Below are 21,591 nucleotides of genomic sequence, written 5' to 3'. Positions count from 1 at the left end.
TTTTAAAGATTTTCCTAAAACCGACTATCTATTATAGAAAAATAACAATCTGCTATTCATGTAAAGACACAGGGATTAAATGAAATTGTATTTCCTTTGCTGCTGTTTTGGCGTTCTCTTTCGCCTGTTCGGATGAATCCCCTGTTGCAATAACATAGGCATACCTTTGTCCCATTGTCTTAGGAGGAGAAAGTAATTTCCCTTTCCTTGGTTTTATATAAACCTCTTGTACACCTGGGGACCGAGAAGCGCGCTTTTTACCCGTTACTCTTTCTAAAATTCCGCTTGTTGAAATCGTGACATATTGTGTGAAAACAGGTTTCACCCATTTTCTTGTTAAGTTAGGAGGAGTACCAAGGGAAAGTTTTAATGTTTCTTCAACTAAGTTAATACCATAGGCAATATCTATCATTCTATTCATGGCCCCACCTGAAATCCTTGGATTGATTTCAACAAGTTTACATTGACCCCGAACCACTCTTATCTCTAAATGACAAGTACCCGTTTTCATTTCAAAGGATTGAATGATCCTTTCAACGGCTTGCTTCATATTTTGGAGGAGAGTCTTATCCATTTTTTTCAAAACATTGTATCCCGTTATAATAAATCTCTTAAACTGGGTGATTTCTTGTTCAATAATGGCGATGATATGCACCTTTCCATCTAGAACAACCGTTTCAACTAGGAATTGTGGGCCATCCAGATATTCCTCGATTAGAACTGGTACATCTGGATATTTATTTGTGAGCATATTGACGCTATTAAATAGTTGTTTATCATTTTCAACCTTGATTACATCTTTTGATCCGGTAGAGTAGGGGGATTTAACCATTAATGGATACGAATAATCTTTTAGGAGAGAAGTTAATGACTCTTTAGATTCCCTCCCGTTAATCTTGATAAATTTTGGGGTGTAAGGAGAATCTTTTAGTTTTTCCCTCGTTAAAATTTTATCTTCCATTGCTCTTATGGCCTCAATCGACAAGCGATTGTTACAGAACTCTCCATGCAATTTTGTTGCTAAATACACATAAGGATCCACAAAGCTGACAATGGCATCGATGATTAATCCTTGGCTTTGACTTTTTTTGATGCGGTTTCTTAATTCTTCCATATTTGATAAATCAACTAAAGTCATTTGATGAACGTCCGGAAATTCAGTTCTTTGTGTAAGAAGCTTTTCGTTGTCTGTAAAAAGAACAGTAAAATAGCCTAATTTCTCGGCTGCTCTAATTGCTTCTCTACTTGAGCCCGATTTCATGGTGTGAAGAAAGATAATGGTTCTCAACTGACGACTCCCTCTTTTCTGTTTAGGTAATTTTGTTTTTCACAACACGATCGTCAACCTATCCATTTAACCTCTTGTAAATGCCAAATAATGACCTCTTCAACTTTACTTTAGCCTGTCCATAGGTTAACAAGGTGTTAAAAATTTGAGTTAAATAACTAATCAAATAACCTCTAAAAGCAGTATATTTATTAAAACCAATAATGAATGGATGTTTGTCCATAAATAAAAAAATAGACATTCGTTTAGCGAAAATAATAGAGAGATTGTAAACGAAAATAAGCCCACCTAGGGGCCTGTTTCAAAAAATATGAATCTGGTTTTTGACTATAAAAGATTAAGGATGTACCACAATCCTGCACTTATATGACGGGACACTTCATATAATACTTTAGTTTTAAAATTCAAGGAGAATCAGGCGCTATTATCCATAAGCGTTTTTTTAAAAAAAGGAGGAGCATGGTGAAAACTTTATTATTGGAAGAAATTTTAACTGCGATGGACATTCGGCCTAATGAAAGGCAAAAGGGGAAACGAATTGAGACAGTCACGATCGACAGATATGATATTTATCCTCATACGGTATATTTTCGTTTACATGAGAAAGAGATTCCCATTAACAGGATAAAGAATTATGAGGACGTATTTATTGTTACAGACGAACCATTTGAACATATGGATCGCTTAAACCCCGAGCAAATCATTATGGTAAACGATCTCAAAGAAAGTTTATTTAAGTTTACTTCATATTACAGGCATTTATTTAATATTCCTGTAGTTGCCGTTACTGGTACTTGTGGAAAGTCTACGACAAAGGAAATGCTCAAACATATATTGAAGGAAAAATACAACGTTCAAGCAACTGTATCCAGTAAAAATGCCGATTATTACAACCTTCCTTATTTAATGGGAATTGACAAAGATACCGATGTAGCTGTGTTTGAAACAGCTATATCTAAAAGAGGAGATATGACCGAGTCTTGTAAATACTTTTACCCAACTATTGGGATCATTACCATGCTTGATGTTGATCATACAGATAAAATTCGATCATTTGATGATTATGTAGCAGAAAAGGCAAAAATAATGGAAGGGATGAACAATAAGGGAACTTTGATTCTTAATCGAGATGACCCACATGTATCCGCTCTTGATACATCCATGTTTAAGGGGAAAATTATTACATTTGGCAAACATAAGGATGCTGATTTTAAAATTAAGGGATATCGCCATGATTCCTCAGGTATGAATTTTAGTATCGAATATAAACAGCGTAAGTTCGAGGGATATATACCGGGTCTTGGTGAACACAATGTTTATAATGCGGTTACTTCTCTGGCAGCCGCTGTCATCTTAGGAGTGGACCTTCCCTATGCGATCAAAAGATTATCCACGTTTCATCACATGAGATCCCATTTTGAAGTCATTAAAGGACGAAACGGAGTTACCGTGGTCGATGATACGTGGAAGTCAAATCCTGCTTCCTTAAAAACAGGCTTAGAAACATTAGACCGTATCGCTTTGCCAAATCAAAGAAAAATTGCGGTTCTAGGCAGAATGGCATCGCTAGGGAAATATGGGGACGAGGAATACGAAAAGGCAGGGCGTCTGCTCGCTCAATTGGGTATTGAAGTTCTAATTACGAAAGGATTCATTGCGAAAGATTTTGTTAAGCCTGCAATAGAGGCCGGAATTGATCCAGATCATGTGTATCACTTCTCAGAAGCAGATGAAATGAAAAAATTCCTTGATTCCTATTTAAAACCAAATGACATCATCTATTTCAAAACTGGCGGACAGGACCCAGCCTTTGAGGAAGTTATCGACCATTTACGGTCACTGTGACGCCCCGAAAAATCTTGTTTCACAAACTGTTTCACAAAATAGATGGGGAATGCAACTAACGATTATTCTCTGAAAGAATTTTTCCTTATGCTCCCTTTGTTGGGTGACTTATTTCATAGACAAAACATGTTGACTCATGTATCTTAAGGAGATGCGAAAAAAACTTGGAAGGAATGTAGAAATTATTTATGAATCAACATAATCAGACTTCAATTAAAATTACAGTTGCAGACCCATCTGCATTAGGTTTATTCGGTTTAGCGATGGTCACTCTTGTCGCTTCATCACAAAAGTTAGGATGGACAGAAGGGACCTCGTTAATCTTACCGTGGGCATTCTTTTTAGGTGGGTTTGCCCAATTAATTGCTAGCTTTTTAGATTCAAAGCACAACAATGTATTTGGAACAACTGCTTTCGGAGGGTTTGGTTTATTTTGGCTCGGTGTTGGGACGACTTGGTTAATTCAGATGGGGGCCTTTGGTGAAAACTTACTCGCCAATGCCGACGCAAAGCAATTAGGTATCGCTTTTATTGGATACTTGATCTTTAGTGTGTTCATGACGATTGGTGCAATGGAGACTCACAAAGTCTTATTTTTTATTTTCGTTTTCATTGACCTATTATTTATAGGATTATCCTTAAGCTCGTTCAATATTATGTACGAATTCACACATATGCTTGCTGGTATTTCTGAATTGCTGATCGCTTTGCTATCCTTCTATGGCTCAGCTGCCGCCGTACTAAACGCGCATTTTGGTCAGGTTGTTTTACCCGTTGGAAAACCTTTTGGGATCTTTAAAAAACAGCCGAAGAGTGAAAACAAGAAAGCTGTCGCATAAACTCACTACCGCGTCACCACCGTCCGCGTCTGTCCGCGTCACAGTGACGCCCCGAATGATTAAAAGGAGGTCCTGAATTTTTCAGGACCTCCTTTTATGTTTAAATTGATTCAGCCATTTTGGTGTTACGATTCTCTACTTGATGGTCGGTTTGATAATCTGCTGCTTTGTCGTTAATGAAGAACAAGGCGATCATCCCGAAGATAGCGGCAATTCCAATCAGTATGAAATTGAATTGCGGCTGTAGATTCATCGTTAGCAATACCGCAACATAGGTTGGAGCTACAATCGATCCAAGACGACCAAAGGCCATTGTACTTCCCAGTGCAGCCGAACGAATCTCGACCGGATAATAATTGGCAACAAATGCATTGGACATATTTTGCAGCCCCACTGTTGCAGCCCCAATAAGGAAAATTAAAAAGTAGGCCACATAAAGGTTAGTCGAAAAACCAATGAGTGTTAAACTAACAGCGCCCACAAAATAAAGCGGCATTAATACCTTTTTATATCCAAGTCTTTGGATAACGTTACCAAGGATTAACGTTCCAACAATTGAACCGATTTGTAGAACGGCGACAAACATTAAGCTTGATGATAAGTTATAACCAGCTTGTAACATTAATGTTGGTAACCATGTATTAAGCGAGTACATAAGAATAAACGTACAGAAACAGGCAAACCAGAACATCAGCGTTGAAACCGCGTATTTTTTAGTGAAAAGAGCACTGACTGGTGATTTCTTCGCTTGTTCCTTCTTTTTAAAAGTAAAATCAAGTGTAGCTGAAGTGCCGGGTTGTATTTTATTAACGATGCTGGCAATTCGGTCATGTTGTTTGTGATCAAGCAAGTATTCTAGTGATTCTGGAATGTCTTTAATAATTAATGGTAGAAAAAGTAATGGAATGGCACCAATCCAGTAAACGGGTTGCCATCCAAAATCAGTCAACATCGCTTGACCGATGAAGGAAGCACCCATCGCACCAACTGAATAGCCACAGAAAATAAAGGAAATAATCGCCGCTCGATATTTCAATGGTGCATATTCAGAAATGAGTGAAGCGACATTCGGCATGGCCCCACCAAATCCTAAGCCCGCAATGACTCGGCAAACCGTAAAGAATACGGCATTAGGTGCGAATCCTGCTAGCATTGTAAAAAGGCTAAACATCACCGTTGTTAAAATAATGATACGTTTACGACCAAAACGATCTGAATAGAGTCCGAATACAACGGCACCAATAGCGGTTCCGATTGTTGTATAGCTGCCAATTGAACCGGCGACGATATCGGAAATTCCCCAAGATTCTTTTAAGAAAGGAATCGTCGCTCCGTAGATCACGACATCATACCCTTCAAACATCATAATGATAAACAACCAAAAAACAAACAAAATGTGAAATGGTTTTAATTTGCTTTGCTCAAAAAATGAAATAGGATTCATTTTATTTCCCCCCAACCCAATATAAATAAAGCTTCTTAAAAGTCGATGCATCAACAGGACTTGTTATTTGAAAGTAATTGTAGCATGAGAAAAGATATATAAGGTAACACGTATAAACTATGGTTGGATATAGTTTAAAGCTATATGACAGGTCACTATATGACAGGTCACAGTGACGCCCCGAAAAATCAGTGGAAAACTGAAACCGTTTTTTTTATTTAAAGGTTTTAATTTTTTAAGAAATAGCACAACCTATATGCGGAGGTGAACAAAGTGGAAAATCAAAATAACCGTAACCAAAAGAATAATCAACAAGGCAACAATCAAGGTGGTTTTTTCAATCAAGTTGGCGAAGCTCTTGAAGATATGGTTGATACACTTACTGGAGAAAATCAAAATAATAACCAACAAAATGCACGTAACCGCAACAACAATAACAACAATCGATAATAAAGTTGGAAAAGTAAAAGGCGTATTCTCTATTAGTAATGCGCCTTTTAAATAATATTTTTCCTAAAATCACGCCTAACCGTATGTATATGTATCTCCATCACTGACAGGTCACAGTGACGCCCCGAATGGTGACGCCCCGAATGGTGATTTGGTTGTTTTTTAATTAACAGGTAGAGGGGGGGAGAGATAATAGAAGAACGTTAGCTTTTAAGGCACTTTTTCTATTTCTATCTTTTTAGATGAGTTTAATGCCACAACTCCACCTATGATTAAAAGAATCCTGTTTCATTTGAATGCCTCTAGAAAAAATTAAAGGTGCCTCTAATCGATCTTGTATTTATACTATTTTTTTCTCCTAGATTCCCTCATCAAGTCACTCCTCGACCTTTTAAATGCTTTTACTCAACAATATGAGAATATTTCCTATATAAGACTTGCCGTTTGCGTATAAAAAATCGTTCAAATTGCTTCTCAGTATTTTTAACCAAGATCAAACACCCCAAAAGTTAACATTTTTCCATTAACTTTTGGGGTGCACTACAACCTATTCTCCTGGTTCCTACCATTTAATGAAACGCTTAAACCCTTGTTTCATCTATATTTTCCAAAATATTAAACTGTCTTTGGTGTTAAGTTAAAGCAGCGCTTGTAGATCCATTGGTAATCTTTTTCCGTTAGGTCTCTTGGGTTACCGATTGTTTGTGGATCTTTCAATGCTTCTTTCGCTAAACGCTCGATCATGTCTGGTGATACACCTTGTTCTTCTAATGTAGGAATCTCTAATTCTTCTACTAATTTATATACTTCATTAACCGCGGCTTTGGCTGCTTCTTCTGTTGTCATATTAAAGGTATTGACACCTAGAGCCTGAGCGATTCGGGCAAATTTAGCTGGATGACCCTTCCAGTTGTATTCCATTACTGGTCCCAACATTGCTGCTACACATTGGCCATGTGCAACAGGGATAATGCCGCCTAATGTTTGAGACATCGCGTGAGCGGCACCAGCTGATTCACTTCCGTATGACAGCCCTGCAAGCATTGCCGCTTGAGCCATTCCATAACGTGCTTCAATGTCACCGCCATCAGCAAACGCACGGAGGATGTATTTTCCGACATATTCAATCGCTTGTAGTGCAACTGCATCAGTGATGGGTTGTGCATAATGCATCGTGTAGCATTCGATTGCGTGTGCCAATGCATCAATACCTGTCATTGCCGTTACATGTGGGGGCATTGAAATGTGTAACTCTGGATCAATTATAGTTAAGTGTGCAGCAATTAATGGTCCACCTGTATTGAACTTGAATTCACGTTCTTCATCTGTAATAACGGCCCATTGCGTAACCTCTGAACCCGTTCCCGCTGTTGTTGGGATGGTGGTTAATGGGGGGATCCGATTTTCTAATGGTTTTTTCCCTTCTGCTGCTTCATAGTCTAAAACAGACCCTTCATGGGTTGCTTCCACACCGATTCCTTTTGCGGTATCCATTGAGCTTCCGCCCCCAACTGCTACAATCCCATTACATCCTTCTGATTTATATAATGCCGAACCTTCTGCAACCAATCGTACAGGTGGGTTTGGTTCCACTTTATCGAAAAGAACAACCTCAACACCAGCGGCAGCTAGGGCTTCTTCAATTGGTTTTGTGACTCCAGCATTGTAGATTCCAGGGTCTGTTACTAAAAGTGCTTTTGTTACACCAAGATTTTTAACTTCTTCTCCAACGTGCTTAATGGACCCGATTCCGTGTTTAATAACCGTTGGTAATTCGAATTGATGAAATTTATGCATATGTTCGACTTTCATGTGTAAGCTCATGTTTAATTCCTCCTAAATTGTAATATACGGATGGTTACTCAGCGCCATCTCTTAGAACCAATTCAATGCTTGTGGATCTAAGTTGTGAAAAATATGTTTTGTTTCCTGATATTCTTCTAATCCGGATTTTCCTAGCTCACGGCCAATCCCAGATTGCTTGAAACCGCCCCATGGTGCATGTGGAAAGTACACGTTGAATTCGTTAATCCAAACTGTACCCATGCGCATTTTCGCTACACATCGTTCTGCTTTGGCGATGTCTTTTGTCCAAACTCCACCAGAAAGACCATAAATAGAATCATCTGCTAGTTTGATTGCCTCTTCTTCTGTTGTGAATTTCTCCACTGTAATAACAGGACCGAATCCTTCATTTTGCACAACATCCATGTCAGTTGTACAGTTTGTTAGAATCGTAGGTTCATAGAAGAAGCCATTTTGTAATTCAGGATTTTCAGGGCGCTTGCCGCCAACTACAACCGTTGCACCTTCTTTTTTACCATTTTCTACATAGTCAATGACTTTATTTAGATGCTGTTCTGAAATGAGTGGTCCCATTTGTGTGTCCTTTTCAAAAGCACTGCCTAATTTAATGTTTTTCACACGCTTTACGAGAGCATCAACAAATTTGTCATGAATGCTTTCCTCCACAAGGATGCGCGTTCCGGCTGAACAAATTTGTCCAGCATGGAAAAATACAGCGTTTAATGCTGAATCAACAGCTGTTTCAAATTCAGCATCAGCAAACACGATATTCGGATTTTTCCCACCAAGCTCTAGTGCTATTTTTTTCACATTCTCACTTGCTTTTTGCATGATTCTCTTACCTGTTTGAAGTCCTCCAGTAAACGAAATCAAATCAACATCGACATTCGTTGCTAGCTCTTCTCCAACCGTATGACCTGGACCAAGAACAAGATTTGCTACGCCTTTTGGTACACCGGCTTCCTCCATTAATTCGAAAATTTTTACCGTTGTAAGTGGAGTAATTTCACTTGGTTTCATGATCAAGGTATTTCCTGTGACTAACGCAGGGGCTAGTTTCCAAGATGCTTGTAATAATGGATAATTCCAAGGCGTAATTTGTCCGCACACCCCAACAGGTTCTTTGACTACTTTACTAATGGAATTGGGTACAGGTGAATCAATGATTTCCCCGCCATCTTTATCAGCAAGCTCTGAATAATAACGAAAAACACCGGCAATATCATCCATGTCCCAGCGACTTTCTTCGACGGTTTTACCTGTATCAAGGGATTCCATTCTAGCTAATTCTTCTTTGTCTCTTTCAACAAGTTCCGCAATTTTTGCTACGATCTGTCCGCGCTCTGTTGCAGAAGTGCTAGACCATTCTCCGCTATCGAAAGCATCCCTTGCTGCTTGAATGGCAAGCTTTGCATCTTCTTCATTTCCTTCTGCAACTACAGTGATGACCTCTTGGTTAAATGGGTTAATAATTTCTCTTGTTTCTTTCGAGAGGGCAGGAACCCATTCCCCGTTTATGTAGTTAAGTTTGGTATCCAAACGAATCCCTCCTTGTTTTAGTTATATTAAGTTTGTTAAGTTTGTTAAGTTTGTTAAGAAAAAATTTAACGTTCTGAACAAATTTAATGATACACAAACAAAATTCAACTTGTCAAACTAAAAGGAAAAAAAGATTAGTTGGATTTCAGCCTATATAGTAGGAAATAACTTGGAATGATTTTTTTAAAAAAATAATCAAACGATCGGAAAGTTTGCTTATTTTGTGGTTTTTGATTTGACATTAAAACTCATTTCAGTAATATTAAGTTTGTTAAGAAAAAATTTAATTAACTGAACGAACGCACTGGAGGTATTTTTAGTGGATTTAGATAAATCACAAAATGAGAGGGCAATGGAAAAGCTTGAACTTGCGAAAGACATAGTGATTGAAGCCATTTCAGAAACGATGGATCTTTACGGAGTCACTCCGGCAGCAGGTAGAATCTATGCCACCATGTATTTTAAAGAGCAAATGAATTTAGACGAAATGCGCGAAGAACTTGGAATGAGCAAGCCAAGCATGAGCACAAATATCCGTAAATTACAGCAAATTGAAATGGTAAAGAAAAAATTCCAGCGTGGAACGAGGAAACATACGTACGTGGCGGAAAAGGATTTCTTCCATTCATTCATGGCTTACTTTTGTCAGATGTGGGAGAGAGAAGTAAAAATGAATATGGAAGCAGTTCTGGAATCGGAGAAGATTTTTCAGGAGATTTATGAGGATGCGAGTCTACCAGATGAACTTCGTGAAGATGCAAAAGAATATTACGATTTATTGAATCAATCAAAGGTATATTATCGTTGGGTAGAAAAGCTCGTTCATAGTATCCGTTCCGAGGAGATATATACCTTTTTGCCAAAGGAATAATGGAACTAAAGGGGAGTTGCTAACAAAATGAGTTTTAATAAAAAGCGAATGTTCATGATAGTTTGTATTCTTGCGATCGTGCTTCTAAGTGCATGTGGGGGTACAGAAGGAACAGCAAGTAGTGCAAACGGGAAAGCAGAAGAAAAGCCAACTATTCAAATGGGACAAATTAGCTGGGCAGAGAATATCGCCGTGACCAATATGTGGAAGGTTATTTTAGAAAATGAAGGATATGATGTGGAGTTTAACCTGTTAGACATGGGGACACAAATGGCAGCACTAGCGAATGATAAATTGGATATTAATTTGGAAGTATGGTTACCTGTTCAGGATGCGGAATATGTAAAACAATATCAAGATGAGGTCAACTTTTCAGAAGAAACTTGGTATGATAATGCAAAAGTCGGATTAGTGGTCCCAACCTATTTGGAGGACATCCACTCAATTGAGGATTTAAATAAATATCAAGCAGAATTTGACGGGGAAATTACAGGATTTGATCCTGGGGCTGGAACCATGATTGTGACACAGGATGTCATTGAAGAATATGGGTTGGATTATAAATTAATTCCAAGCTCAGAACCAGCAATGGTTACAGAATTAGAAAATGCAATTAAAGCAGAGGAACCGATTGTAGTCCCATTATGGAATCCACACCGTGTTTTTTCTGAAATGGAATTAAAATATTTAGAGGATCCGAAAAAGGTATACGGGGAAGCAGAAAAGATTTACCATGCTACCCGACAAGGATTTGCCGAAGAATATCCAGAAGTGAGCGAATGGATTAAAAATTGGAAAATGGATGATGAAGCAATTGGTTCGTTAATGAGCGAAGTAGCAAAGGCTGAAGAAAATGGGGAAAAAGCCATTATCGGTGCAGAAAAATGGGTAGAAGAAAACCAAGACCTGGTCAACGAATGGTTGAATAGGTAACTTTTTCGGGGCGTCACTGTGACGCCCCGAATTTTCTTATTCCAAAATGAATGCCTTTCAATCTTTATGATATAGCTTGAAACTATAATAAACGATAGATTTTAAGTGTTATGCTATAGTTGGTTTTCAATGATATATTTAGTTTATTAATTTAGAAATATATTTAAAAGAGATAGAAAAAAAGGCAGGGGATCGGTATGACAACAACTTTAGTTAAGGCTCCATTTAGGGCGGATCATGTAGGAAGTTTATTGCGTCCAGAAAGTATTCATCAGGCCCGTAAAGATTATCAGGAAGGAAAAATTACGGCTGAAGGGCTCCGTGAGATTGAAAATCAAGAAATTAAACGAATTGTTGATAAACAAATTGAAATTGGACTCCAATCTGTAACAGATGGTGAATTTCGCCGGAGCTGGTGGCATCTTGATTTCATGTGGGGATTAGATGGAGTAGAGAAAGCCGCTTCTGAAGTAGGACTTGCTTTTAAAGGAGTTGAAGCACGGAGGGAAACTGCCCGTGTTGTAGGAAAAATCGGTTTTTCCACCCATCCATTTATCGAAGATTTTCAATACCTGCAATCATTGGTTCCAGAAGGAGTAGTAGCAAGACAAACCATTCCTTCAGCGGTTCAATTTTTATATGAAATTACAAAGCCACATAATCTTGAAAATACAAAAAAGCATTATCCAAACAAAGAAGATTTATACGAGGATATTGTCCAGGCTTACAAAAAAGCATTCCAAGCGTTTTATGATGCAGGATGCCGAAATCTTCAAATGGATGAAGTAGTTTGGGCAGTGCTTTGTGATAAAGACTATCGTGAAAAGATTGAAAAAGAGAATTGGGATTTAGAAGAGTTAGTAAAAGAATACGTAGAAATCAATAATCGTATACTTGCAGATAAACCAGAAGATTTAGTTGTAACTACCCATGTTTGTCGTGGAAATTATCGCTCAACTTGGCATTATTCTGGCGGATATGATCCAGTCGCACAAGAATTATTTGGCAAAGAAAAGGTTGATGCATATTTCCTTGAATTTGATTCAGAGCGAGCAGGCGGATTTGAGCCCCTACAATATCTTTCTGGAGACAAAAAGGTAGTACTTGGTCTTGTGACTTCAAAATCAGCCGAGTTGGAAAACGAAGAAGATATCATTGCACGTATCAAAGAGGCGTCAAAATATGTACCACTCGATCGTCTTTGCTTAAGCCCGCAATGCGGATTCTCCTCAACGGAAGAAGGAAACGAATTAACAGAAGAAGACCAATGGAAAAAACTGGAACTAATCAAAAAGATTACAGACAAGGTTTGGGGATAGTAGGGTCGTAGTGACGCTCCGAAAAATCTTGTTTCACAGGTTGTTACATGGATTCGATTGTTTGATCATTCAGGTTATTAAAGGTACTTGGACTATGGGAGGGGACGCTGCGTTCCTTCCTTTTTTTGGTTACTTGGCGCGTGGTCACAGTGACACTCCGTCCGAGAGTTTTGCAACACCATTCATATAACACACCTTACATAAATTCTTCCTATTTAAGCAACCTACAGATAAGGAGGTGTTTTAAATGACTGAGCCGCAGCAGCCTGGAAATAAAAACTTGCCTGATTTTAAAGAGTTAGATGACAGAGTCATTGCAGAGCGAAATACATCGGGGCCAGTATTGGTAATTAAAACGAATTTGGACCCAAAGGACCCAAGTGAAGAAAATCCTTACTATCAAAATACAGAAGATAAAAATTCAGAATCATTAAGGGATTTTTTTGATGAGTAAACTTAGGTGAACAATTGACCTAAAATAATTGGTTGACCATATAGTACTAAGCGATGCTTCAATTATGAAGGATCGCTTTTTTAAGGAAGTGAAGTAGAAAATGATTTTCTCCCACTTTCTCCGTTTTCATTTAGATCAAAAGGCGGAGGGTTTTGCAAAAAAAATATGTTTCACAGTGGCTCCTTTTATAAAAAAACACCATATTTAGCAATAAGAAAGGAGTAGGTAGCTTTATATTATTGCGCAAAATTTGATAAGTAAGTATACGATTTGAATGTATGTATTACGGGGGCACAGTGACACCCCGAAATCAACCAAAATAAATGATGGAATATTTGTAGGAATCCCATTTAATAAAAGATTCTTCTTCGAGGGTTGCTCCAAACCTTTATAAATAACTGGCCTTCTCCTGATTTAAACAATTTAATACCTAAAAGTTTTAAAGGAGTTACGATTTCTTTCATTTCAATCAAAGGCATCACAGATTCCCCCCTTTTATGAATTTTAATAGATTAGTGCATTATCACTATTATTATGTTACTAATTATATAACAAAAATCATTATATTCAAATATTTTAAATTAGTAATATAGAAAAGTTTATTAAGCTTAACGGGTTAGGATCCCCAACTGAGATTCTGAATACAGTTAAAGGAAAACAATTGTCCATAAAGATTCGAAAGTTGAACACAGACTAAATACAACTACGGCAAAGTCTACAGGTTGAACATGCTATGTCCTAATCATAGGAGGATGAACGTCTCACCCCCTGATGAAAGTTTCACCTTATTTAATAGGGAGGGAGTCATTTAGTCTTAACCGTGTCACAGTGGTCCGTTCCGATAGGATATCAGTAGGGTTTTCTAATACTATTACTTTGATAAAAATTAAATATAGTTACAGTGAAATGAAACAGGGGGACGGTTCTCCTGTTTCATTCCTAGAACATCTTTTCCGGATCGGGATAATGAACCATGGAACAGTCTCTCTGTTTCAAATAGGAGTTTAGGAGTTGTATAGTTATGGAAAAACCCAATTATGTATTAAAGGCCAATGAGGGAGTATTAGTTCCGAAAAATGAAAACTCGTTGATTAGTAAGCTTAAAACCCCTGTTTGGATCATTATAGGTATCATCATTCTAGGCTCTCTGATCTTCCAGGAAAACTTGTTTGATGAACTTTCAGAGACAGCCCAATTCCTGTTAATTGCTCTTACGATTGGAGTAACCGTTGCTGGTGGGCATAAGCGAGTTCCATCCCCTTTTGAAATCAGATTTTACAATGACTATCTCGTTGTATATCGAGAGAAATATTACTATAGCAAAAAAGTGCAAAGGAAAGAATATAATAAGTTCTATTACAAAGAAATTACTAAATGCCAGTACCGGTCACAAACCCAGCGGATGAACATATTTGGGGATGTGGAGTGCATTTGGTACAACTATAACAAGGATGGAACATTGCCTGAAAAACCTTTTTATGAATTGCGAAACGAACACCCGTTACTTTAGTGATGGGATGAAGTTTCGCTATTTTTCTGAGCTAATTCAATGATTTAGGAACGTATGTTTGGTATAATTTACTTAAGGAGGTGAAAATATTGAATAAAGAAACCGAAGCCCAAAAAGAATATAGAACCTATCAAATTAAAGTTAAAAAGGGAAATCGATTGTTTTCGTATTTTGATGACCTCTGTTCCAATGCAAATAATCTTTATAACACTACCAATTTTTACATTCGCCAGGTCTATACAGCGTTAATGCAAGATAAACCTTTACAGCCTTTACAACAAGAAGTAATGGAAACGATTTATCAAAACATAGATAGTATGAACAATAAACAAACGATCGCCTATTATAAAAAGATCCTGAAGGAAAAAAGTAAACCTGAGAGCGAGCAAAAGAAGGTAAAATTAAATCTATTTGAACTACCCTCGAAGGAAGAGTTATTTGTAGGATATAATTTTTTAGATTGTTTGTTTAAAACAATTAAACAAAAAGATTATGTCTCCTTACCCGGACAGATTAATCAACAGGTGATGAAAAATTGTATTCAAAATTGGAAGAGTTATTTTAAAAGTTTAAAGGATTATCAAGTACACCCAGATAAATACAAAGCTAGACCTAATATACCTGGTTACCTTCAAAAGGGCAGTAGAAAAGAAGTGACTCTATCAAACCAGATCTGTAAAATAGTCAATGCTAAGTATTTAAGATTTCCTAAAACAAATAAGCAATTAAATATCGGAAAACTTTCTAATGCTAATGGGAAATACCAACAAGTAAGAATCATCCCTAATTACGACTACTATACACTAGAGATCGTATTCTTACTCGGAGTAAAATCTGAAATTTTAGTCAAAACGGACCGTTGTATGGGTATCGATTTAGGAATTGAGAATATTGCTACACTGGTATTTAATACTAGTACCGAACCGATTCTATTTAAAGGTGGAAAGATCAAAGCCATTAATCAATGGTACAATAAATTGAGAAGCTATTATTACGCTGCTTTGAGAAACGGTAAAGGCTCAAGAGAAGGGAGTTTCGACTCTAAAAAGCTACGAAAGTTGAAAAGTAAGCGATCCCATCAAATAAATGACCTGTTTCATAAAATAAGTTATAACATTGTTAATATTGCTAAAAGTAAAGAGATTGAAACCATTGTTATTGGAAGGAACATGGATTGGAAGCAAGAGTCTAATTTAGGTAAACGAAACAACCAAAACTTTGTTCAAATCCCACATTCGTTATTGGTGGATATGATTACTTATAAAGCGAAAGCAGAAGGAATTGCAGTAGTACTAAATGAGGAAAGCTATACATCTAAAGCAAGTTTTTTTGACGAAGATGACATTCCGACCTATCAAGCGGGGAATGACAAAAAATACATCTTCAGTGGAAAGCGCATTTCAAGAGGGTTGTATCGTTCCAAAAACGGAATTTTCCTAAATGCTGACATAAATGGTGCAGCTAATATATTAAGAAAAGTAGTGCCAAAGGCTTTTGCTAATGGCATAGCGGCTGTGTGTTCCCAGCCTCTAGTGGTCAATGTGCGATAGCACCAACCCTGAAACTCGTGACTTCAGTCATGAGAGGTTCATGACCGTAAAGTAAATGACGCCATTTGCTACTTTTATACAACTGAAGCACCTGAAGTAGACTTCGTGTCAGAAATCGAAAAACACTCACCGATAAAAGTAGTTGTGGATAATCATTAGAGAAACTACATTCGGGTGGTCACTGTAAACTATGGAGGGTAATATTAAAGTAGTTTAGGAGAAAACGATATGGAAAAACCAAATTATGTACTAAAAGCCAATGAAGCCGCCTTAGTTCCTAAGAATGAAAACTCGCTGCTTAGAAAGTTAAGAATGCCTGTTTGGATCATTATAGGCGTCATGATCTTGGGCTCCCTGATCTTCCAAGAAAATCTGTTCAGTGAACTTTCGGGGCCAACTCAAATGCTGTTCATTATCATTGCGATAGGGGCAATTTTTGGTGGTGGGTATACAAGAGTGCCAACCCCCTTTGAAATTCGGTTTTATGATGACTATATGATTGTATATCGTGAAAGGCATTATTATCATAAAAAAATGATTAGAAAAGAATACGATAAGTTCTATTACAAAGACATTAAGAAATGCCAATATCGGGCACAAACCAAACGAATCAACATTTTTGGAATTGTGGAAGGCATTTGGTACAAATATAACAAGGATGGCACCTTGCCTGAAAAACCAACCTATCATAAAACAACGAATAGCATGTGTTACTTCTACACGAGTGCCGATCCTGAAGTAGACTTCGTAGCAGAAATTGAAAAACACTCACCAATAAAAGTGGTTGTGGATAATTATTAGGGGAAAAGGTGAGGGGATGAGGGTGGATCGTTGTCTAATTGCCAATGACGGCCCTGAAAATTAACACGAGAACCGCTGGGCTTTTGTTCGAGGAAATTGTCCTTGAAACATAGCTCAGCGGTTCTCGTCTATCATTCATGCAACTCTGTTATGAGGCAAAGCTAGTGAAACAGCAGAACCGTCCCCATGTTTCACAACAGACGTTTTGGGGTTTTTACAATAAAGGAATTAAATTTTAACTTAGCGTGGGTAAGTAGAAAAAATTCCGGCCATGCCATCGCAATCCCATATTGGATCGTAGCACATAAAAGAAGGACTACATACAAACCGAGGCTAGTAGAGGGGTCTGAAAAATTTCGACCCATAGACCCGCCAAGCATGGCAGCAGCGTATATAATTGGGATTACGACATATCCCTTTGAGCTTTTAAAATCGTATAATCCTTTTCCGTCTTTTTTGAATTCTCCATTTTGAAACCGTCTAATTCCTCTTGCTAACGAAATCAGTAAATAAATGATTCCCCCTATAAGAATGAATAATCCTGTATTTATCACATAACTAGGCGCTTGATACGCTACAGCAGCTACAAAAAAGAACTGATATGCATCAAGTGATAGTTTTATAGAGATAAAGGATAATAAAATCATTTGTAGCCTTTGAAAACGGAATGCATTTTTTTCATAAGTAAAAAATAATGTAAATAGTAATTGGATGACAAGCAAAGGAATGGATATTTTTTGAATTATTATTTCTAGCAGAGGGCTGTTTAGCTCCGCATTTTCACTCATTCCAAATAATGCAACTCCAGTCATAACCATTCCGAACATAAAGGCACCCCAAAAGAAAACGGAAATTCCATCCGGACTTAATCTGCCTGTATTCACTTTGTGTAATAATCGAAAATCCTCTTCTACACGATTACCTAGCAAACTATTCACACCTCCTTTGTTTCTAGCTATACCTGCTTAATATTTTCGGTCTTTAAATAATTTAAATAAAAAAACGCCCCTAAAAAATGAGGGACGCCTCGATCATTCGGGTCGTCACTGTCACTCCGCCAGTGATCTACCGCTGTGTCCCCAGCAGTAGTGCCCTGCAGCCAAGCTAGTGAAACAGCAGAACCGTCCCCATGTTTCACATACTCATACCCACTTTTATAAACATGTATTGTAGGGTTTCGTCTCCTGAAAGGATATGAAATATGGGGGTGGTTTGCCGGCAGTTATTTTTTTCTATATGTTGGAAAAGGGCCAGGTAGGCCATTTCTGTTTTCCTTTCTAGGTCGTCATAGATGCAGATGGAGATCATGTCTTCGATGCTGAAGTAGCTATGAAACTCCATATCTTGAAGCCCTTCTACAAATTCTTCTTCAATAGGCATGTAGAACTCACCAATCACAATTTCGTCCATCGGAACATTATTAATCGAATAAAACATTGGACCCTTAAAGGTTACATTTAGTTGGACAAGGTCATTAATGAATTCCTTCATCACATTGTTAATGTCATGATAATGATACCGATATCTTCTTGAAATCACATTTTTATAACGAATATGATCGTTTGGATTAATCATGTGCATCCTCCCCTAAGATCGGGGCAAAAATATCAATGATTCCTTCGCCATAAACGTCTAAGTAAATATTATAAAATGGCTCTTGTAACGTCAGATTTAAATCTTGTGCGGCTGCTTTTAAAAATTCATAGGCGATTTCAATATCTGCTTCCATATCTGTTAAACGGAAAAGTAAACCATCCTTATATTGTAGCAGTTCAGTAAATTGATATTGGCTGTTTTCAGGAATATTGACAGGAGCGTTCACTGGGACGTAGAAAGTATACTCGGCCTCATGCTGCTCCTTATTAAAATGACTGACTTGGTAAAAAACGGGACCAGTTGCATAAAGACCATTTTTAATCACGTGATTTCTTAGATCCCTTGCAATTAAAGGCCATTCATCTACTTTGCATGAGGTGTTTTTTGTTTGAATTACATTGTGAAAAACAAGGGAAGTACGCTTGATCGTCATTTTGTTGGTACCTCATTTCCATCAGTATTTAACATTAAAAGACTTAAATTTATACTTTGCATAGGTGACAAGGAGAAACTCCGGCCAGGCCATCGCAATCGTATATTGCAAAACTGCACATAAGAAAAGGGCGAAAAACAAGCCAAAGCTTGTAGAAGGATCCGAAAAGTTTCTTCCAATGGAACCCCCAAGCATGGATGCTGCGAAAATAATCGGAATACTTATATAAGCCTTTGAGCTTTTAAATTCATATAAGCCTTTTCCGCCTTTTTTCAATTCCCCTTGTTGTACGCGCTTAATTCCTCTTATTAATGAAATAATAAAATAAACAAAGCCGCCTATGAGAACGATTATACCGGTATTGATCACATAATCTGGTGCAAGACCGGTTATAGAGGCCACAAAAAAGAATTGATACGCCTCCAACGAAACCTTAATAGTGATCAAGGAGACGATCACCATTTGAAACCGCTGAAACTTGTATGACATTCTTGGTATTGAATAAAACAATGTAAAAAGAAGATGAAGCAAAAACGATATCATTGAGACTTGAAACATCGTCTTTATTAAAGGAGTGATCAAATGTTCGTTCTGCAATATTCCAAACAAGGAAACCCCAGTCGCAACGGCACTATAAATAAGACTGCCCCAAAAGAACATGGGAATTCGATCAGGACTTAATCGCCCTAATGCAACATCTTTTAACATAAAAAATTTTTCTTCTTGATTGCTTTGCATTTGTTGTTCCACCTACCAAAAGATTTTATTTAATTTTTCTCCTACTCCTTTAATGGCATCGCCCGTAGACTTTAACATTTTCTTCGGATCATCGACAACGTCATTAAAAAAGGTTTTCGTTTTATCAACGATACTTTCTTTATCAGGCTCAAATTTCCAGTTAATTACTAAGTTGATCGTCGCACCTGCAGCCGCACCTACGATCGTTCCAGCTGGTGGGAGGAAGAGGGAACCAAACGCTGCACCTGCTGCTGTGGCAGCCGCTCCAGTGCCGACATCAACTGCTGTATCAACCGTGAAATCCTGCCAATTTGTTTTTCCTGTTGTCGTATTGGAAATAAAATTTTCTCTAACGGTGTTAACTGTCCCGAAAATACCAGCAATTTGTCCAGCTCTTGATAAGTTAGAAGCTTCCTTCCATCCTTTCCAAGAGGTGAAGTCCTCCCAAATCTTCAATTCATCGAGCCCGGCACGACCAGAATTACTAAACATATTTCGGAGCGGACTTTTATCAAGTTGCTTTACATATTGGTTTAATTCAGGAATCGCTGTATTTTTAAATTGATTTCGATTCGTTTTAAACCAATCACTGTTTTGTGGATTATATAATGGGATCCCATCTGTTCCCATCAGCCTTTTAAGATATCCTTTTTTCCAATCGGAGTTTGTACCTCCAAGTTTTCGAACAAGGGTATCTCGATATTGATTATAGTTTCGATTGGTTAAGTTCCCATTAACAATTTTAATATGTTGTTTGCCATTGACTGTTTCAAATTTAAATCTCAGGTTTTTGGCAATTCGAAGAAGGTTCCGATCATTCAATAAACTGAATCCACCTAAAATAGCTTTTAAGGTTTCCCAGCTATTTTCCTTAGCATAATCCCGAGTAGTATAAACTTCCTTGCCGTTATCAGTTTTAGCCTTTAGCCCATTAAACCCAAATAAAGCCCCAGAAATGGAAGCGAGGGCAGCAAAAGGGAAATATCCTGTCCCAATTCGATTCGCCATTGCATTGATTTTATCCTCGGCTGTACTATACCGGTTGGCTGATTGGTTAATAAAGGATTGTAACTCGCTTAACTCCCTTTGAAGCTTAGCAGCTTCGCTTTTAGCACTTGCAAGGCGTGATCCGATATTCCTTCTAGCCGAGATGCGTGAATCAACGGAAACCAAACCTAGAGCTCTACTGGCATTGATTTGTTTAGAAGTTGCAGAAACTAATTCCACATTAGATTGTTTTACCGATTGAATATTGATTTTAATCGTGTCCACTCATTCCACCTCCTGGACCATCCGTTTAGTCATATTTTTCATAAAGCAACTTAAGCCTGTACTTTTGCTTTAGCCTCCGCTTCTGCTTTTCTGCGGGCTTCTTCCTCAGCGGCTTTTTTAGCTGCAGCTTCTCTTAAGGCCCGTTCACGTTCTTCTTCTTCTTCTCGTTTAATTTCATAGGCAACCGCTATAATATCAGAACTTAAGGAATTTAGTTCAGTTGAGAGCATGGATAGTCGTCGATTGATCTCGTCAATAGCTTGGTTTACATACTTGATTTCCTTCGCTTGCCAAGAAGAATGAAGATCAGACTTTACATTTCCGACATTGGTTTTTATTCCGTTTAATGTTGCAGCACAATCGCTAACTTTCCCTGCCTGCGTACGAGCCGCACTAATGCTAATTCCCACCTGCGCAACCTCCCATCCCTAATCGCTATAGATTCGATATGTATTCCAATAAGGAGACATTCGACAGATTCCTTATCACATGTATCGTAGACATGATGCCTATCTCCATGTCCTATGAACACTATACAAACTAGAACAATGAGGGTAAACGCTCTAACGTTACCCTCATTCCTCGTCTTACTTAAATTGGCTTGCGTTATTGTTGATCGCTGTTTCAGCTTCGTTATATCTTTGAACAGTCGTATCTAAGAATGTAGCGTACGAGTTAATGACTTGTTCATAGTTATCGAATTTAGGTGCTAATGCATTAAACTTTTCGCGGATCGTATTTGAGGCATCTGATTGCCATGGTTGTTGTAAGTTATTCATTTCTTTTTTGATTTCAGTCAGTTTTTCTGACAGAGATTGATTAAGAGTTCTGATGGTTTGAGCAGTTTTTGTTACTTCTGCTAATGATATATTAATTCCTTCGGCAGCCATTTCGCTTTCCCCC

General features: G+C 37.8%; 23 protein-coding genes. 10 read left to right on the top strand and 13 right to left on the bottom strand.

All coding sequences use genetic code 11. From position 1 onward, the window contains the following. Positions 1–52: 52 nt before the first annotated feature. Positions 53–1,288, bottom strand: a complete 1,236-nt coding sequence (locus tag R4Z10_RS19065; protein WP_338470849.1) for an ATP-grasp domain-containing protein — start codon at positions 1,286–1,288, stop codon at positions 53–55. Between the two features lie 462 nt (positions 1,289–1,750). Between R4Z10_RS19065 and murF the strand changes: the two genes are divergently transcribed. Continuing rightward, on the top strand, positions 1,751–3,133 hold the full coding sequence (gene murF / locus R4Z10_RS19060) for a UDP-N-acetylmuramoyl-tripeptide--D-alanyl-D-alanine ligase (RefSeq protein WP_338470848.1): 1,383 nt from the start codon (positions 1,751–1,753) through the stop codon (positions 3,131–3,133). Positions 3,134–3,321: 188 nt separating this feature from the next. Beyond that, on the top strand, positions 3,322–3,972 hold the full coding sequence (locus R4Z10_RS19055; protein ID WP_338470847.1) for an acetate uptake transporter: 651 nt from the start codon (positions 3,322–3,324) through the stop codon (positions 3,970–3,972). Between the two features lie 100 nt (positions 3,973–4,072). On the opposite strand, the gene R4Z10_RS19050 is transcribed toward R4Z10_RS19055, so the two are convergent. Next, positions 4,073–5,416, bottom strand: a complete 1,344-nt coding sequence (locus R4Z10_RS19050) for an aromatic acid/H+ symport family MFS transporter (protein WP_338470846.1) — start codon at positions 5,414–5,416, stop codon at positions 4,073–4,075. Between the two features lie 273 nt (positions 5,417–5,689). Between R4Z10_RS19050 and R4Z10_RS19045 the strand changes: the two genes are divergently transcribed. Then, entirely contained in the window at positions 5,690–5,866 is a 177-nt protein-coding gene (locus tag R4Z10_RS19045; RefSeq protein WP_338470845.1) for a hypothetical protein, read from the top strand. Positions 5,867–6,481: 615 nt separating this feature from the next. On the opposite strand, the gene R4Z10_RS19040 is transcribed toward R4Z10_RS19045, so the two are convergent. Both R4Z10_RS19040 and betB read right to left on the bottom strand, forming a co-directional pair. Next, positions 6,482–7,690 carry an iron-containing alcohol dehydrogenase gene (locus tag R4Z10_RS19040; RefSeq protein WP_338470844.1) on the bottom strand — a complete coding sequence of 403 codons (1,209 nt, stop codon included), beginning with the start codon at positions 7,688–7,690 and terminating at the stop codon, positions 6,482–6,484. 51 nt (positions 7,691–7,741) lie between these two features. Then, positions 7,742–9,211 (bottom strand): betaine-aldehyde dehydrogenase, encoded by a 1,470-nt coding sequence (gene betB, locus R4Z10_RS19035; protein ID WP_338470843.1) that lies wholly within the window; start codon positions 9,209–9,211, stop codon positions 7,742–7,744. A 352-nt stretch (positions 9,212–9,563) separates the two neighbouring features. Here betB and R4Z10_RS19030 point away from each other — a divergent pair, with 352 nt between their 5' ends. From R4Z10_RS19030 to R4Z10_RS19015, 4 genes are all read left to right on the top strand, one after another. Beyond that, positions 9,564–10,082: a GbsR/MarR family transcriptional regulator gene (locus R4Z10_RS19030; RefSeq protein ID WP_338473280.1), complete on the top strand. Its 519-nt coding sequence runs from the start codon at positions 9,564–9,566 to the stop codon at positions 10,080–10,082. A gap of 27 nt (positions 10,083–10,109) precedes the next feature. Continuing rightward, positions 10,110–11,015 carry a glycine betaine ABC transporter substrate-binding protein gene (locus R4Z10_RS19025; RefSeq protein ID WP_338470842.1) on the top strand — a complete coding sequence of 302 codons (906 nt, stop codon included), beginning with the start codon at positions 10,110–10,112 and terminating at the stop codon, positions 11,013–11,015. Positions 11,016–11,212: 197 nt separating this feature from the next. Next, a complete protein-coding gene (locus tag R4Z10_RS19020) occupies positions 11,213–12,334 on the top strand; it encodes a 5-methyltetrahydropteroyltriglutamate--homocysteine S-methyltransferase (RefSeq protein ID WP_338470841.1) in 1,122 nt (373 codons plus the stop codon). A 247-nt stretch (positions 12,335–12,581) separates the two neighbouring features. Beyond that, the gene (locus R4Z10_RS19015) at positions 12,582–12,788 is read left to right on the top strand and encodes a hypothetical protein (RefSeq protein WP_338470840.1); all 207 of its coding nucleotides are present in this window, start codon (positions 12,582–12,584) and stop codon (positions 12,786–12,788) included. Between the two features lie 350 nt (positions 12,789–13,138). Here the strand turns inward: R4Z10_RS19015 and R4Z10_RS19010 are convergent, their stop codons facing one another. Then, positions 13,139–13,267 (bottom strand): hypothetical protein, encoded by a 129-nt coding sequence (locus R4Z10_RS19010; RefSeq protein WP_338470839.1) that lies wholly within the window; start codon positions 13,265–13,267, stop codon positions 13,139–13,141. A 542-nt stretch (positions 13,268–13,809) separates the two neighbouring features. Between R4Z10_RS19010 and R4Z10_RS19005 the strand changes: the two genes are divergently transcribed. The 3 genes from R4Z10_RS19005 (at position 13,810) to R4Z10_RS18995 (ending at position 16,649) form a co-directional block, all read left to right on the top strand. Beyond that, positions 13,810–14,298, top strand: a complete 489-nt coding sequence (locus tag R4Z10_RS19005) for a hypothetical protein (protein ID WP_338470838.1) — start codon at positions 13,810–13,812, stop codon at positions 14,296–14,298. An 89-nt stretch (positions 14,299–14,387) separates the two neighbouring features. Continuing rightward, a complete protein-coding gene (locus R4Z10_RS19000; protein ID WP_338470837.1) occupies positions 14,388–15,848 on the top strand; it encodes a transposase in 1,461 nt (486 codons plus the stop codon). 228 nt (positions 15,849–16,076) lie between these two features. Further along, a complete protein-coding gene (locus tag R4Z10_RS18995) occupies positions 16,077–16,649 on the top strand; it encodes a hypothetical protein (RefSeq protein ID WP_338470836.1) in 573 nt (190 codons plus the stop codon). A gap of 191 nt (positions 16,650–16,840) precedes the next feature. Here the strand turns inward: R4Z10_RS18995 and R4Z10_RS18990 are convergent, their stop codons facing one another. From R4Z10_RS18990 to R4Z10_RS18955, 8 genes are all read right to left on the bottom strand, one after another. Further along, entirely contained in the window at positions 16,841–17,578 is a 738-nt protein-coding gene (locus R4Z10_RS18990; protein WP_338470835.1) for a hypothetical protein, read from the bottom strand. Between the two features lie 26 nt (positions 17,579–17,604). Beyond that, a complete protein-coding gene (locus R4Z10_RS18985; protein WP_338470834.1) occupies positions 17,605–17,787 on the bottom strand; it encodes a hypothetical protein in 183 nt (60 codons plus the stop codon). Then, the gene (locus R4Z10_RS18980) at positions 17,784–18,224 is read right to left on the bottom strand and encodes a DUF5085 family protein (protein ID WP_338470833.1); all 441 of its coding nucleotides are present in this window, start codon (positions 18,222–18,224) and stop codon (positions 17,784–17,786) included. Before R4Z10_RS18980 ends, R4Z10_RS18985 begins: the two co-directional genes overlap by 4 nt. Next, entirely contained in the window at positions 18,217–18,678 is a 462-nt protein-coding gene (locus R4Z10_RS18975; RefSeq protein WP_338470832.1) for a DUF5085 family protein, read from the bottom strand. Before R4Z10_RS18975 ends, R4Z10_RS18980 begins: the two co-directional genes overlap by 8 nt. Before the next feature lie 21 nt (positions 18,679–18,699). Further along, positions 18,700–19,416 (bottom strand): hypothetical protein, encoded by a 717-nt coding sequence (locus tag R4Z10_RS18970; protein WP_338470831.1) that lies wholly within the window; start codon positions 19,414–19,416, stop codon positions 18,700–18,702. A gap of 12 nt (positions 19,417–19,428) precedes the next feature. Then, positions 19,429–20,688, bottom strand: a complete 1,260-nt coding sequence (locus R4Z10_RS18965; RefSeq protein WP_338470830.1) for a hypothetical protein — start codon at positions 20,686–20,688, stop codon at positions 19,429–19,431. Positions 20,689–20,738: 50 nt separating this feature from the next. Continuing rightward, positions 20,739–21,098 (bottom strand): hypothetical protein, encoded by a 360-nt coding sequence (locus R4Z10_RS18960; RefSeq protein WP_338470829.1) that lies wholly within the window; start codon positions 21,096–21,098, stop codon positions 20,739–20,741. Between the two features lie 177 nt (positions 21,099–21,275). Beyond that, the gene (locus R4Z10_RS18955; protein WP_338470828.1) at positions 21,276–21,578 is read right to left on the bottom strand and encodes a pore-forming ESAT-6 family protein; all 303 of its coding nucleotides are present in this window, start codon (positions 21,576–21,578) and stop codon (positions 21,276–21,278) included. Positions 21,579–21,591 lie beyond the last annotated feature (13 nt).

Source organism: Niallia sp. XMNu-256 (genome assembly GCF_036670015.1).
Lineage (GTDB): Bacteria > Bacillota > Bacilli > Bacillales > Cytobacillaceae > Bacillus_BD.
This window is presented reverse-complemented; position numbering and strand designations above follow the sequence as displayed.